The sequence below is a fragment of the Paenibacillus oryzae genome (genome assembly GCF_001675045.1).
GTDB lineage: Bacteria > Bacillota > Bacilli > Paenibacillales > Paenibacillaceae > Pristimantibacillus > Pristimantibacillus oryzae.
Genome location: NZ_LYPA01000075.1, coordinates 18,493 through 32,961 on the forward strand (window position 1 = coordinate 18,493; position 14,469 = coordinate 32,961).

14 protein-coding genes are annotated in these 14,469 nt (G+C 49.8%); 3 read left to right on the forward strand and 11 right to left on the reverse strand.

Annotation, left to right across the window (positions count from 1 at the left end; genetic code table 11):
• Positions 1-19: 19 nt before the first annotated feature.
• The gene (locus tag A7K91_RS26585; protein ID WP_156739748.1) at positions 20-187 is read left to right on the forward strand and encodes a hypothetical protein; all 168 of its coding nucleotides are present in this window, start codon (positions 20-22) and stop codon (positions 185-187) included.
• A 228-nt stretch (positions 188-415) separates the two neighbouring features.
• Positions 416-1,249 carry a FlxA-like family protein gene (locus A7K91_RS21770; RefSeq protein ID WP_082967665.1) on the forward strand — a complete coding sequence of 278 codons (834 nt, stop codon included), beginning with the start codon at positions 416-418 and terminating at the stop codon, positions 1,247-1,249.
• Between the two features lie 52 nt (positions 1,250-1,301).
• Here A7K91_RS21770 and A7K91_RS21775 read toward each other — a convergent pair whose 3' ends face one another.
• From A7K91_RS21775 to A7K91_RS21790, 4 genes are read right to left on the reverse strand one after another with little or no spacing between them, the layout of a single operon-like run.
• A complete protein-coding gene (locus tag A7K91_RS21775; protein WP_082967666.1) occupies positions 1,302-2,564 on the reverse strand; it encodes an MBL fold metallo-hydrolase in 1,263 nt (420 codons plus the stop codon).
• A 12-nt stretch (positions 2,565-2,576) separates the two neighbouring features.
• A complete protein-coding gene (locus A7K91_RS21780) occupies positions 2,577-4,256 on the reverse strand; it encodes an ABC transporter permease (RefSeq protein WP_068686597.1) in 1,680 nt (559 codons plus the stop codon).
• Positions 4,257-4,259: 3 nt separating this feature from the next.
• On the reverse strand, positions 4,260-5,381 hold the full coding sequence (locus tag A7K91_RS21785; protein WP_068686598.1) for an ABC transporter substrate-binding protein: 1,122 nt from the start codon (positions 5,379-5,381) through the stop codon (positions 4,260-4,262).
• Complete coding sequence (locus A7K91_RS21790; RefSeq protein WP_068686599.1) at positions 5,381-6,412, reverse strand: ABC transporter ATP-binding protein; 1,032 nt, start codon at positions 6,410-6,412, stop codon at positions 5,381-5,383. Before A7K91_RS21790 ends, A7K91_RS21785 begins: the two co-directional genes overlap by 1 nt.
• Positions 6,413-6,606: 194 nt before the next feature.
• On the opposite strand from A7K91_RS21790, the gene A7K91_RS21795 reads away from it, so the two are divergent.
• Positions 6,607-7,503 carry a LysR family transcriptional regulator gene (locus A7K91_RS21795; protein WP_068686600.1) on the forward strand — a complete coding sequence of 299 codons (897 nt, stop codon included), beginning with the start codon at positions 6,607-6,609 and terminating at the stop codon, positions 7,501-7,503.
• Positions 7,504-7,616: 113 nt separating this feature from the next.
• Here the strand turns inward: A7K91_RS21795 and A7K91_RS21800 are convergent, their stop codons facing one another.
• The 7 genes from A7K91_RS21800 to A7K91_RS21830 form a co-directional block, all read right to left on the reverse strand.
• Entirely contained in the window at positions 7,617-8,054 is a 438-nt protein-coding gene (locus A7K91_RS21800; protein ID WP_068686601.1) for a GyrI-like domain-containing protein, read from the reverse strand.
• 230 nt (positions 8,055-8,284) lie between these two features.
• Positions 8,285-9,106 carry a sporulation transcription factor Spo0A gene (spo0A, locus tag A7K91_RS21805; protein ID WP_068686602.1) on the reverse strand — a complete coding sequence of 274 codons (822 nt, stop codon included), beginning with the start codon at positions 9,104-9,106 and terminating at the stop codon, positions 8,285-8,287.
• A gap of 255 nt (positions 9,107-9,361) precedes the next feature.
• The gene (gene spoIVB / locus A7K91_RS21810) at positions 9,362-10,696 is read right to left on the reverse strand and encodes a SpoIVB peptidase (protein WP_068686603.1); all 1,335 of its coding nucleotides are present in this window, start codon (positions 10,694-10,696) and stop codon (positions 9,362-9,364) included.
• A 123-nt stretch (positions 10,697-10,819) separates the two neighbouring features.
• Entirely contained in the window at positions 10,820-12,520 is a 1,701-nt protein-coding gene (gene recN, locus A7K91_RS21815; protein WP_068686604.1) for a DNA repair protein RecN, read from the reverse strand.
• Between the two features lie 44 nt (positions 12,521-12,564).
• A complete protein-coding gene (gene ahrC / locus A7K91_RS21820) occupies positions 12,565-13,017 on the reverse strand; it encodes a transcriptional regulator AhrC/ArgR (protein WP_068686605.1) in 453 nt (150 codons plus the stop codon).
• 19 nt (positions 13,018-13,036) lie between these two features.
• Positions 13,037-13,501 carry a glycosyltransferase family protein gene (locus tag A7K91_RS21825; RefSeq protein ID WP_156739752.1) on the reverse strand — a complete coding sequence of 155 codons (465 nt, stop codon included), beginning with the start codon at positions 13,499-13,501 and terminating at the stop codon, positions 13,037-13,039.
• Positions 13,502-13,637: 136 nt separating this feature from the next.
• Positions 13,638-14,468: a TlyA family RNA methyltransferase gene (locus A7K91_RS21830; RefSeq protein WP_068686606.1), complete on the reverse strand. Its 831-nt coding sequence runs from the start codon at positions 14,466-14,468 to the stop codon at positions 13,638-13,640.
• Position 14,469 lies beyond the last annotated feature (1 nt).

The window sequence follows — 14,469 nt, forward strand, 5'->3', positions numbered from 1 at the left end:
AAGCAAATGAGGTGTAGGCATGGTTATTGTATTTGATGTTTTAGTGGACGGCATGAAGAAGGAAACATTAACTCCGCGCACCGGTCGCCTTCAGGAATTGCGCCAGTTTATTTCCAATGAAAGCACGCGCCTGATCGCTCTATACGGCAACAATGTTTACTTGAATCGAAGAGTCCATTATAAATAATACAAATTGCAAAAGAACTCCCCCCTTGTAACAGAAACAATTGGCGCCTTCCAACCTCCCTTTTTCAGGGAATACAACTCCTTTAATACGGACACCCAACATAAACGACGCCCGATACGGTATTCAGCCGTTGAGGCGTATTTTTTTTTGCAACTGGGTCGAAAACGGGTATTCCTCCCCTAATATTCCCATTTAAAATGCCGATAAAGGAAAAGAACACCATTTTGTATGTTGCCGGAGGAGATTTCATTGACTTCCCTATCACCTATCAGCAAAAGCACTCCAATAAACAAACCAACCTCATCCCCTAGGGACAAGGAGATTCAAAACTTGATGAAGCAGCGCGGCCGGATTCAGGAAGAGCTGCAAAGCGTCAAGGCCAATGATGAGATGGACTCCAAAACCAAGATGGAGCGGGTCAAGACTCTTACCGCATCCATTCAGGAAATCGATTCGCAGATTAACCAGATCCGCAACGAAGAAATGAAAGAAAAAAGCAAAACAACAGCACCTGAGCAGCCTAAGAAGCAAGAGCCCAAAAGCCAAGAGGCCGCGCTTATGGAAACTGTTACAAAAGGCAATGTGCTTTATGATCAGCTTGGCAAGCTGACGGGCGTTCGCAACCGCTTGGAGGGATCGGCAAAAGCGCTGGAGAATGAAGTTGCCAACGACCGCAAAAATCTTGAGTTTTCTCCCAATATGGGGGAGGACGAAGGTGTAAGCATGATGCTTGAAAATGCCGAACATACAGTGTTTCAAATGAAACGGGAAATGGTCGCTGATATTGAGCAGCAAATCGACATAACCGACGAGCAGATCTCCAAGCTGGTATCCGGCAAAGGGCCGGAGGAAATTCCGGCGACAGCTAACGAGGAAGAAGATGAAGAGGCTGTGAAGGAAAGCGGCAACACAAACGACAAGTCTGACGCCGCCCCAATCACAGGGGCAGCTGAAAGCATCGGCGAAGCTCCAGCCGTTTCTCAGCCCGCTGCCGGCGGCGTGCAGCCTTTAACGCAAACCCGCTCCGCCGAGCCTGGGGCAATTGTAGATGTAAGGGTATAGTCCTTATCAAAAAACGCACAGGACAACGCTTGAAATGCGTTGTCTTGTGCGTTCAATACGGTAAACGTGCGATCGGCGAAAAAAGGCCGGCACGCTCCAATTGCGCTTCCAGGCGCCTGGTCGCTTCAGCTCCCGAATGGACCAGAAGCGCTTGGCGGGGCTTTAGCCGCTGCAGCATTGCCATCACATCCGGCAGCCCCTGATGCACCTTGTAGCGGCAATAAGCTATTTCATATGCTCTTTGGGCTTGCACGGCTGCATCAGCACTCAGGTGACCGGTGAATATGACACCGTGGCGGGGGTCGTTCTGCAGCAGCATGCCGTATGTTCGCGCAGGCTCTGCCAGCATCATCCCATCCGGGGAAAAAATAATATGTGAACGTTGATGGACCAAGCCCACGCGCTCCTCCGGGGTATCAATGACCCTGATGCCGCTTAACGCCTCACTTAATTTGCGTTCCATATTATTGCGCAGCCATAAATGAGCAAACTCAGGGCGAAGGCAGCTTTCCCATTGATGCACCAATGAAGATTCCGCTGCAAGAGGAATGCCGGGAAGCCTCTCTTTTAGCTCAACCATTAAATCCAGCCCCCTCCCGCTAACAGGAACAGGCAGCAGCGCATGTCCCCCGCGACGGTGCACCTCCTCCAGCTTTTGTATCAGCTCCAAAAGATTTTGCTCTTGAGAATGAGGGGCGTCGCCGTAAGCGGCATCTATAATGGCAAGCTGAATTTCTCGACCTGCCAGCAGTGATGCCTTTGGCAGCGTTGCTTGCAACAGCGTTGATTCCCCGCTATAATCTCCGGAATAAAAAGCAAGCTCCCCCTCAAGCTCAAGCAGCAGCCACACAGAACCCGGCATATGTCCGCTGGGTCCCCAGCAGAAGCGCAGTCCAGGCAAAACCGTCAGCCATTGATGCTCCGTCGTTTCCTCATCCATGTACCGATACCGCAGCTTTTCCCAGCTGTCCATTTCATAGGGCAAATCGCCGCCTTGCGCATAAACATAATTTTCCCATGCCTTGGCATATGCCGGGAGCTGGCGGTAGGTTTCTTTTGTCAGCCATACCTCTCCGCTGTAACCATACTGAAGCAAAAGCGGCAGCGCCGCCATATGATCCTCATGGGCATGAGAGAGGAAAACGGCGTTTAAACCTTGAATCTGGTCCTTGAACAATCGGGGGTATAAGCCGCCATTTTCTTTTTTTCCGCCGCAATCCAGCAAGACAGAAATTGTCCCGGCCTGAAGCCGGTAACACGACCTGCCATGCTCGCCCGCTCCTCCCCATACATCCAGTTTTATTTCTTGAGACATGAATTGCTTCACTCACTTTCTGTCTGCGCCGAGTTGATTCATCACTACCAGCACCAGCGTTGTCATGCCAACGGAAACAACCGCCATCGCCATGCCAAGCGATACCTCGCCCTGCTCGAACTGGCTGAAAATATACGTAGCGCTCACCTGCATGGAGGGAGGCAGCACCATCAGAGATGCAACCAGCTCGCGCGCCGAAATCGTAAATGTCATCATCCAGCCCGCCAAAACGCCCGGTATCAGGAGCGGCAGCATGATCCTGCGGAATAGGTAAAACGGCTTAGCGCCAAAAACCTTGCCTGCTTGCAGCAGGTTTCCGTCGATCTGCGACGCCGACGCCTTGATGTATTGCACCGAATAGGGCAGAAAGAATACGACGTACGTCAGCACAACCATCGTATATGTGTTGTAGATTTTAACCGGCATCCATGGCGCGTTCCAGAACAAAATAAGGCCAACCACAATGACGATGCCAGGCACTGTATTGGGCAGCAAGCTGAACAGGTCCAGACTTCGCTGTGATATTTTTTTGAAATTGCCCATCTGCAGCACCAGAAAGGTGCCGATTAGTACGGCGGCTGTTGCGGCAAGAGCAGCCAGCCCCAAACTGTTGGACAACGCCTGCCAGCCTTTTGACCCGGGACTAAGAAGCTCCGCATAATGGGCCAATGTCACATTGCCCCAGGCAAGGCCGTCCCCGCGCAGCTTTTGCAGAGACGTTGCAATAATCGAGAAATAAGGAACGCCAATCGAAAAAAGAAGCAGCAGAAGCACATATCCCCAGCCTGCAATTGCTCTCCAGCCTTTAAGCGGTGCGATACGGAGGCGCATCCCTTTCCCGCCAAGCGTTTTGTATTGATAACGTCTGCTAATAATCGTTTGGACGTACCAGAACAGCAAGCAAGCGCCCAGCAAAATAGAGGCAAGCGAGGTCGCCTTTCCGAAATCAATAGGCCAGCTGGAAGTAAAGCGATGAATTTCACTGGTCAGCACATAATAGCCGATTTGCCGCCCAAAGGTAGCCGGGGTTCCAAACTCCGCAATCGTTTTGACAAATACGAGCAGCGCCCCCATTACGTAGCTTCCCAGCAGCAAAGGCACAATAACCCGGCGAAGCAAATAAAAAAAATTCCCCCCATGCACGCTGCCCGCCTCCTCTAGCGAACCCCCGATCCGCATAAGCGAATTACGCAAGATGAGGTAGAGGAAGGGAAACAAATGCAGACTCATAATAGCAACCATGCCAAACAGGCTAAAAAAATATGGCGTGATATGACTTGTCATTGGGAGGATTTGTTCAGAAAAGCCGCGTCGCTGCATAAATAAAATCCAACCCATGGAGCCGATATAAGGCGGCGTCATAAAAGGGATGATCAACACAACATCCAGCCAGGCATGGCGTCCAATCGTGGTTCTTGCGGACAAAAATGCCATCGGCAAAGCAAGCAGCGTAGAGCCAAGGACTACCCAGCCCCCCAACGCTATCGAGTTCCAGAAAATCGTAAACAAGCCCGGATCTGACATTACCTTCAGCGGAGCGAGCGCATCGAGGCGGCCGTCCGGCATAACGCTTCGCAGCAGCACCATAATGAGCGGGACAACAATGAGCAGGCCCAGCAAAATAAGGCCCAGCTGCAAGCGCCAAGAGAAAGCGGGGAGTCTGAGCCCCCCGCCGCGATACAGGTTTTTCATGGCTTATTTGAACATCTCCAGAAATTTGGCGCTAATTTCTTCGCCCTGTTCGCTCATCCAGTTCCAATCATAATTCAACAATTTGATTTCATCGGTATTAACCCGGTTATCGGCTTTAATGTCGGCGCGCCCTGGCAGTAAATAAGCGCCGGTCACAAGGCTTTGCGCCTCATCGGAAAGCAAATAGTCGATAAAAAGGCGGGCATTGTCAAGGTTCGGCGAGGTTTTCATAATCATAGCAGCACGAGGATTGATCACCGTTCCGCTCGCCGGATACACGATATCAACAGGCTCGCCTTTGGCTTTTGCGCTGTATGCCATATAATCAACACCCGACATTACTACGCTTTTGGCGCCGGTAATAACGGGATCAAGCGCCTCCTTGTTGGCACCGGACATCGCTACCCCGTTAGCCTTCAATTCTTGAAAGAAGTCCCAGCCTCCATCGCCTTTATCGTTCAAATAACCGGAAATAAAATCAAGCGCGGAGCCCGAAAGCGATGGGTCCGGTATGTTGACGACCCCTTTCCACTTTGGATCAGTCAGGTCGGACCAGTCCGTTGGCGGCTCGGAAACCAGCTTTGTATTGTACGTAATGCCAAGTGCGGAAGCGCTATAACCAAACAGATGCGAATCTGCATCCAGCCAGCCCTCCTGCAGCTTGTCGGCATTAGCGGCTTCCGGATAACCTTGCGTCCAGCCCTCGGCTTTCATCGCCATGGCGGACGGCCAGGATGCCAGAACAACAACATCCGCTACCGGATTGCCTTTTTCCGCTTCAAGACGTCCCAGCACTTTGCCTGTCGTACCGTCGAATTGCTCAACAGTAATGCCGTATTTCGCCTCGAAGCCTTCTCTGATTTTTGTCGCCAATCCTTCTGGCCCTGCCGTATAAACAACAACTTTACCGGATGGCGGCGCCGGCTTTTCGCTGACAGGCTGTTCCGACGGCTGCGAGGTCGTCGTCTCCTGGGTAGCCCCTGCTGCCGCTCCAGTTGAATTGCTATTGGCCTGTCCGCCATTTCCTCCACAAGCAGCCAGCATGCCGCTCATCAAAACCACCATTGCGAGCGTTCCTTGCCACGATAACCATTTCTTAAAAGAGCTGTTTTTTACGGCTTTCATTAGTTAATAACCTCCTTGAGTTGGTAGTGCGTGTTTTCTATTGTGTTGCTGTCCTTAGCAGGCTGCTTTTGACCCAGTGTATGGATGTGCCGCTCTGCAACAAATAGTGAAACGGGAAGGCCAAGCGCTACCCGGTCGCTGTGATAAGCCGTCCAGACAGCCCCGTTATGCAGCTTAACCGCCACTTCATAACGGTCGCCCATGTAGGATACGCGCTGGACTATGCCTTCAAAGCCAACATCTCCGGCCTCCTTGCTCCACCGGACCTTCTCCGGTCTGACCATTTTGACCTCCGGCTCTACCCAGTTGGAACGGCCTACAAATTGAGCTGCAAAATGGTGATCAGGGTAATGATAAATTTCCTCCGGTCTTCCGCTCTGAAGCACCTTCCCCTGCTGCATAACAATTATGCTGTCCGACATCGACATTGCTTCCGTCTGGTCATGAGTAACGTAAACAGCCGTTAGACCTAACTTGCGGACCATCTGAACAAGCTCGTCTCTCATTTCATCGCGAAGGAGAGCATCCAGAGCGCTAAGCGGCTCATCAAAAAGAATCAGGCCGCTGCGAGCGGCAATGGCACGGGCAAAGGCCACCCGCTGCTGCTGTCCGCCCGACAACTGATGTGGATACCTTTTCTCGAACCCCTTCAAGCGAACAGCCTCGATTGCCTCAGCCACCTGTTCAGCCGTCTCCTTGCGCCGCCCTCTCGCCTTGAGTCCAAAAGCTACATTTTCATAAACGGTCATATGCGGCCATAAGGCAAAATCCTGAAATACCATGCCTAGATCCCGTTGCTGCGGCTGCAAAAAAATTCGCTTGCCAATATCGCAAACTGCTTTGCCGCCTATTGCAATGCTGCCTGCATCGGGCTGCTCCAAACCTGCAATCAAGCGCAGCAGAGTTGTTTTTCCGCAGCCTGACGGACCAAGCAGCGTTGTAAAGGAGCCAGACGTTATTGTCAAATTTAGCGGATGCAGCGCGGTAGTGCCGTCAAACGATTTGGTGACGCCGCGTATTTCCACCTCCATGCTTTTCACTCCCGCCTTTCATTTTTCTGATTCATCATGGACTTGTTTGTCCTGCCTGTTATAGAATAGCTCCCTTTGATGCGAGCGGTATTTTCGTAGTGTTAAGTGTTTATTAAATAAACTATTACAATCTATTCATTTCCATAGATTTATTCTATACTTCTGGTGTAATCAACAGCGGGAGGAACAAGGTTATGAACTTTATTAAGCTGGACATTCTGGTGCTGCTCCATCAGCACAAAAAAATAACCGCCGTTGCAGACGCATTAGGCGTCAAGCAACCAACGGTTACGTTCCATCTCAAAAGTTTGGAGGAGCTTTACGGCGTGCCTTTGTTCGAGGTGTACGGCGGCAAATACGAGCTGACGCGAGCAGGCCAGGCGCTGCTTCATTATGCCAGAAAAATCCGCGCCTTGGGTCTGGAAGCCGGCCGAGTCATGGCCGAGCAGCGCTCGCCAGAGCGCGGAGTTTTTCATATCGGAGCCAGCTATGTAGCGGGAACCTATCTTCTGCCAGCATGGATGCATTATTACAGATCCATTTACCCGGAGGTAGAGCTTCGTCTAACGATACGAACTGCTCCGGTTATCCGTCAATTGCTTGAAGAAAGACATCTAGATGTTGGTTTTATTGCCGCCACGGGAGCAGCTGGCAGCGACGGGCTCCGCACAGAAGCCATTTGCGAGGATCGGCTTGTTGTCGCTTTTTCCGCCGACCACCCCCTGGCAGGCCGCAACGGTAAGCTTGAGCCGGAGGAGCTCGCCTGTCATCCCTTCCTGCTCCATGGAGTTCAATCTACGACGCGCGAGCTTACTGAGCATTGGGCCAATGAGCATGGAATCCGCTTTCATAATGGTATGGAGCTGGATTCTCTCGAAACGATTAAACGCTCCTTGCTGCTTGGCGGAAGCATTACCTTTATTTCGCACATGGCAATCGCAGAAGAGGTGACCTCGGGAAAACTGGCTTACGCCGATCTCCCCAGCCACTCCGCCCCGCCTCGAATGATTTATGCGTGCTACCATCCTCAGCGCTGGATGTCTCCTCAGATGAAGGCGTTCCTTCAGCTCGTCAGAGAAGCGGGAGCATGAGGACTATCCATAATGGAACGGCATTGCCCTTTCACTACCGGAAGGAAGAAAATGAAAGAAAGAAAGAATGAATGGATGGATGAATGAAGTATGATAGCTTTTTAATGCTGTTTTTAGCGAACAGGAATGTACCATTCTATTCTTTTCTGAGCCTGGAGTTCTTTTGTGAAAATTTCGAATCTTGGTTTGGACAAGTCAATCTTATAGGCAGCTTGATTTTCCGGAGTGCAGACATGCGCCCAGAAATCACCGATAAATCTTGACTCAAATGAAAAGACGACATAACTTCCTTGCGGGATAGTGTAGCTAACCATTCCTTCCGGTACAGCGCCGTTTTCTGCAACCTCAACCGCGACCACAAGAGTTGGGGGATTTCCTTCAATAACCATATACTCATAATCATTTTTTTTATTAGCTACTTCATTCGATCTTGCGTTAAGCTGATCAAATAAAGCATTTTCTTGCTCCAGCCCTTCACCTGTAAAGCCTACGAGTGCAATGTCATCCATTTCACAAATACGAGTTTGAACAAAGTCTGTGAGAACAGTCATATTAAACCTCCCTAAATAGTTTAATTCCACATTAATCCATATATGGATTGGTGTCAATTGGATTTCAAATAAAATACCGCTCATCGATTGGTTTTTTGGAAACCATCAATAAGCGGCATTCGTTGGGTTGTTATTCGAAGATCATCGGCTTAATACATCCGTTTATGGATATTTATCGCACCAAAGCATTTTTATTGACAGGGGTTAGTTCACCCGCGCCACTAAGGCTTTCAAGACACCTTATGCTCAATCCGCAGCTTGTCAGCAACCATCGCGATAAACTCGCTATTAGTAGGCTTCGACTTGCTGATGTTGATCGTATAGCCGAACAGATGGCTGATGCTGTCGATGTTGCCGCGCGTCCAGGCGACTTCGATCGCATGGCGGATGGCGCGTTCGACGCGAGATGGCGTCGTTTTGAATTTTTCGGCAATCGCCGGATACAATGTTTTAGTGATTGCACCCAATATTTCGATGTTGTTGTACACCATCGTTATGGCCTCGCGCAAGTATTGATAACCCTTGATATGAGCCGGAACGCCAATTTCGTGAATGATGCTTGTAATATTGGCATCCAGGTTTTTGCCTTTGGCTAAAGGCACCACATTGGATTTCAGGGAAGAAGATGACGAGCTAAAGCCTGGCGATGAATATGAAGTTGCCGAATTGCCCGTTCCTACAAGCTGGCGAATACGATTAGCCAAAATATCCATATCAAATGGCTTTAATATGTAATAGGAAGCACCCAGTTGAACAGCCTTTTGTGTAATATTTTCTTGACCAAACGCCGTAAGCATAATGATTTTAGGCATAGGCGATAAATTCATTTCACGCAAGCGCTCAAGTACGCCAAGTCCGTCGAGATGAGGCATAATGATGTCCAGAATGAGCACATCAGGGATATTGCGGGCTTGCTCCAGATGCCTTAGCACCTCTTCACCATTGTAGGCCACCCCGTTTACATGCATATCACTTTGTTCCGAAATATATTCCGATAACAAATTTGTAAACTCACGGTTGTCATCTGCCAACAAAACTTCAATCTTGTGCAAAGTCCAGTCCTCCCTTAATGGATATAATGATCTGATCGAACTTGAGCTGTCTGACATAGGTTTTCGACATCAAGAAGCGAATTCCTTCTGTCGAATATTTTTTTTCTTTATTTTTTTATTGGAGTTCGATATAATTAATAATTTATTTCATGAAATGAGTGATTTCGTTCCCCTTCGACAAAAAATTGTCGAAAAAGAAAAGAAACGCCTGCCGCAATTAATGATGGGCGGCGACGTTTCATCCAAGCCTTAGTCTTAAACTGCCTTTGCATTTGCTGCTTTGTTGACTTTGTTTTTGACCAGCACACCAGCATCCTGGAGCATCCATTCAATAAAGCAGCCGTATCCCGATGCAGGATCATTAACAAAAACATGTGTAACCGCGCCAACCAGCTTGCCGTCCTGTATAATGGGGCTGCCGGACATGCCTTGTACTATTCCACCTGTCCTGCTGATTAGCCGCTTATCGGTAATTTTGATAACCATGCCTTTTGTTGCCGGGCCTTCCTGCCGGGAAACATGTGCAATTTCAATGTCAAAGCGTTCGACCTTTTGACCGTTAAGCACCGTTAAAATTTGTGCAGGACCTTCCTTTACATCTTCCGCAAAAGCTACAGGTAATGCTCGACCATTAAAGCCGTGCTCCGGCACTTCCTTCATTTTTCCGAAGATGCCAAATGGCGTATTACGTTCAATGCTGCCTAAAATTCTACCCTCACGTAAAAACTGCGCTCTTTTTTCACCGGGATCGCCGGATTGGCTTTTGTTAATCGAGGTTACACTGGATTGCAGGATTTGACCTTCTCCCACTTCAATAGGCGTACCGGTATCCATATCCGTAATGACGTGGCCCAATGCGCCGTAAACGCCTTGATCTGGAGCATAAAAGGTTAATGTGCCAACCCCTGCTGCGGAATCGCGTATATACAATCCCAGCCGCCATGCTTTATCCTCCGCATCGTAAACGGGACTTAGGGAAGTTGTGGAGAGCTTGCCGCCTCGTTTGTAGGTAATCTGCAGCGGCTTTTTGTCTTGACCGAACTTTTCGCACCACTTGCTGATCTTATGCACTTCATTAATGGGCACATTATTAATGCTCATAATGTAATCGCCCAGCTTGAGACCTGCTGCTTCACCGGGTGAATGCTTAACGCCTCCCCCGTCTACAACCTGATGTTGCCCCACAATAAGTATTCCCGCTGATTTCACTTTAACACCAATTGTTTGTCCGCCGGGAATGACGCGAAGATCCGGCATTACATTCACTTTAACCGTTCGGAATGGAATTTTACCGAATAATTTCACTTTCATGCTGCTTTGACCGATCTGGCTTGGCTGCAAGGACAACGGCTCGCCCAAATTTACCTTTAAGGATTGTTGTGCTTTGCCGTTGACTTGAAGCATCGAGGGGTCCACCGTTACCTCGGCATAAACGGGAACTCCGTATTGCAGACGTTTCATTTGGCCGGAGAATAAACGAAGTTCATTCGGGAAGGCGGCAAACTGCTGCAACGGTCCGGAGAAACCAATCAGGCACAGAAGGATAACCAGGACCAGGCCAAACCATCGCTTCCGTTCAGTGGAATTCAATGATTTCACGCTCCCTGTCATTCCATCGCATGACGAAAAAGGTTATGTCGCCATTGGCGTACCTTTAAGTTACCCCGACCCCCATCTTTTATGTCCGCAAAAACCTTCCCAGAAACCCTTCCATTACGCTCCCTTTAAACCATGTGCCAAATCAAGCATTTCTTGAGCATGATGCCTTGTTTTTTCCGTAATTTCAACTCCGCCAAGCATCCGGGCCAGCTCCTCGATTCGTCCATCGCCAAGCAGCTGCTTGACGGAGGTGCAGGTTCTCTGTCCAATCACTTGCTTCTTGATTTCATAATGATGATCTGACATACAGGCGACTTGCGGCAAATGAGTAATCGAAAAAACCTGGCAGCGATCGGACAATGCAGACAGCTTCTCTGCAATAGCTTGTGCCGCCCGGCCGCTCACACCCGTATCTACCTCGTCAAAAACAAGCACAGGTATTTGATCGATTTCAGCGAAAATGCTTTTAAGCGCAAGCATGATGCGCGACATCTCCCCGCCTGAGGCGACTTTGCTCAACGCCTTAAGCGGCTCGCCCGGATTTGTTGTAAGCATAAATACAGCCTCGTCCATACCGTTTATATGAAGCACTGCTGTACCGTCCTGCTCCGTGCATTGAAGACTAACCTGGAAGCGCGCAGATGGCATTTGAAGATGTTTCAGTTGCGCTTCTACTGAACCAGCCAATGTGGCCGCCGCGTGTTGCCTAAGCATGGACAGCTCTCTGGCCAGCTGCTCCGCTGCCGCGAAGGCTTCAACCTCCTGCGACCTCAGCGTTTCAAGCAATTCGTCCCGATTTTCTATACTGTCGCGCTCTACAGTAATTTTGTCCAAATACGTCAATATATCAGATATGGTTTCCCCATATTTACGTTTCAATCCATTAATCATATCCAGCCGTTCTTCAACGGCATCCAAAGCGCCGGGATCGGATTCGATATTATCGCGATAATCCCGCAACTGGAAGGCAACATCCTCTGCTTGATAAAATGCCGACTGGAGCTGCTCCACTAACGGACCAAGCCGAGAAACATCAAAACCGCGCACATCCCCCAGCCGTACAATGGCTTTGCTAAGGGCATCCAGCCCTTTGCTGCCGCTTAAAAGCGCATACGCCTCCGAAACGGTGTCCAGCCGTTTTTCAGCATACATCAGGCGCTGGCGCTGCTCCGCCAGCTCATCGTCCTCGCCGGGCTTTAAGGCCGCGGCGCTGATTTCTTCGATTTGAAAACGGTACAGGTCCAGCATCTGCACGCTTTGTCTTGCGGATTTTTCCAAATCCCTTAAAGCGCTTTTGATGCCTTGAAGACGATGATAAGCTGCCCGGTATTGCTCCTTGCGCTCCTGAAGCAAATCGCCGCCAAACAGGTCCAGCCATTCCAGATGCCGTTCGCTTCTCAGCAGCGATTGATGCTCGTGCTGACCATGAATATTTACAAGGCATTCGCCTACCTCGCGAAGCATCGTTAGCGTTACCATTTGCCCATTGATTCGGCTGGTGCTTTTGCCATTGGAGGACAGCTCGCGCCTGATAACAAGCTTTTCCTCCGGAGAATGATGAATGCCCAGAGCTAGCAGCGTTTTCCATGCCGGATGTGAAACCGGCAAATCGAACATGGCCTCCATCTCCGCTTTATCGCAGCCATATCGCACCATATCTGCAGATCCGCGTCCTCCGGCAATTAGGCTAAGGGCGTCGATCAGTATAGATTTTCCTGCTCCCGTTTCACCGGTAAGCACATGAAATCCGCGATGGAAAGATACGCTTACTTCTTCGATAACAGCCAAATTTCGGATGGACATTTCCTGCAGCATGATTGATTTCTCCCTTCTAGTGCGTGCTTTCAAATTTTTGCTTACTAATTCAACATTTCCAGTAAACGCTCCACCATAGCGGAGCTTTGCTCCTTAGTCCGGCAAATAATCAAAATGGTATCGTCGCCGCAAATTGTACCCATGACCTCATCCCACTCCATATTGTCGATCAAGGCTCCAATCGTATTGGCCGTTCCAGGAAGACATTTGAGAACCACAAGATTTTCAGTAAAGTCAATGCTGGCGAAATGATCCACTATAGCCCGTTTCAGCTTATGAATGGGATTTTGCCGCTGCTGCTCTATGGGCAAGGAATATTTGTACCGTCCTTCCGCAATGGGCACTTTCGCCAGCATCAGCTCTTTAATGTCCCGTGAAACGGTTGCCTGGGTAACTTGCATCCCGGAAGCGCGCAGCGCCTCCACCAGTTCCTCTTGTGTTTCAATTTCCTTAGATCCGATAATTTCCTTTATCTTGTATTGCCTGATTGCCTTCATAAACCGTCCTCCAAATCCTTTAGTCGGAAAGATGGAATTCTATTTTCTTCACGATGCCTTCCTTGGCGTCGACATAAAGCACTCCATTGCAGTGGGGCAGCAGCAGCGCATATACGAGCAGCCTGTCCCGGACACCGCTTGCCGTCCATTCCATAGGCTTGCGTTCCCTTGCCGCTTTGACAACGTAGGTAAAGCCCTTTTTTTCTGCCATATAATCAATGTACAGTCTTGAGCCATTGCCGAGCGGAGCATCATCCAGCTCGATGGGTATGGGAATAACGTGTTTTCCCGATGTTACGGTATACCCCTTTTTCTCAAGCAGCTGTACATTTTCGTCCTGATCGTTAATGGAGCCGCCTTTGCCAAGCTTGACCCTATTCAGGTTCACCGGCTCATGCAGCCATCTGTAGAACGCCCGGTAAAGCCATATCGCAAGCAATAAGCCGGCAAGTCCCATTACGAACCAATCACCGTACTTGTCCAATTCGCCGCACCTCATTCCAAGCAAGGTTAAGGAAGCGAACATCTGTTTGGTTATAGTGTATCAAATAGTAGGCTTCCCTGTAAAGCAAAAAGATGCCGGTGCAGTTCCCCGCTGTCCGGCATCCTTCCTGGCTGCATTATTTGGGATCTCCCCTGAACGTCTGGTTTGCCTCTTCAACAAGAGCGCGCAATACCGCGTCATCCGGTACCGTTCCAACCGCCTCGTCCTTGCGCCAAAGCGCAAGAAATTCAATATTGCCTTCACCGCCCGTAATAGGCGAAAAGGTGATGTCCTGAAGCGTATAACGCATCTCGGAGGCAAAACCCAATACATTGCGCAGCACCTCCAAATGTACGGAAGGCTCTCGCACAACGCCGGATTTGCCCACCTTCTCACGGCCCGCCTCGAATTGCGGCTTGATGAGCGCCATGACTTCAGCGCCTTCGGGCAGAAGGTTATAAAGCGCAGGCAAAATATGGCGAAGCGAAATAAAGGAAACGTCAATGCTGGCAAAATCCGGAGACGGTCCCTCCAGATGCTGTGGCTCTGTATAACGGAAATTGGTTCTTTCCATGACGGCTACGCGGGGATGGTTGCGAAGACTCCAATCCAGCTGGTTATATCCCACATCGATAGCGTATACGTAGGCCGCCCCGTGCTGGAGGGCGCAGTCCGTAAAACCGCCCGTGGACGCCCCGATATCCAGCATGACCCGATCCTTCATCTCGATGCCGAACGCGGCTATCGCCTTTTCCAGCTTGAGCCCGCCTCGGCTGACATAAGGGTGAAGGGAGCCCTTCACCTTGATCCTTGCCTCCCGGCTGACCTTCATGCCGCTTTTGTCAACCGGCTCCTCATTGACCAGCACAAGCCCCGCCATTAATGCCCGCTTTGCTTTTTCGCGGCTATCAAAATAGCCAAGCTCTACCAGCAGCACGTCAATTCGTTCCTTGCCTGATGTTGTCATA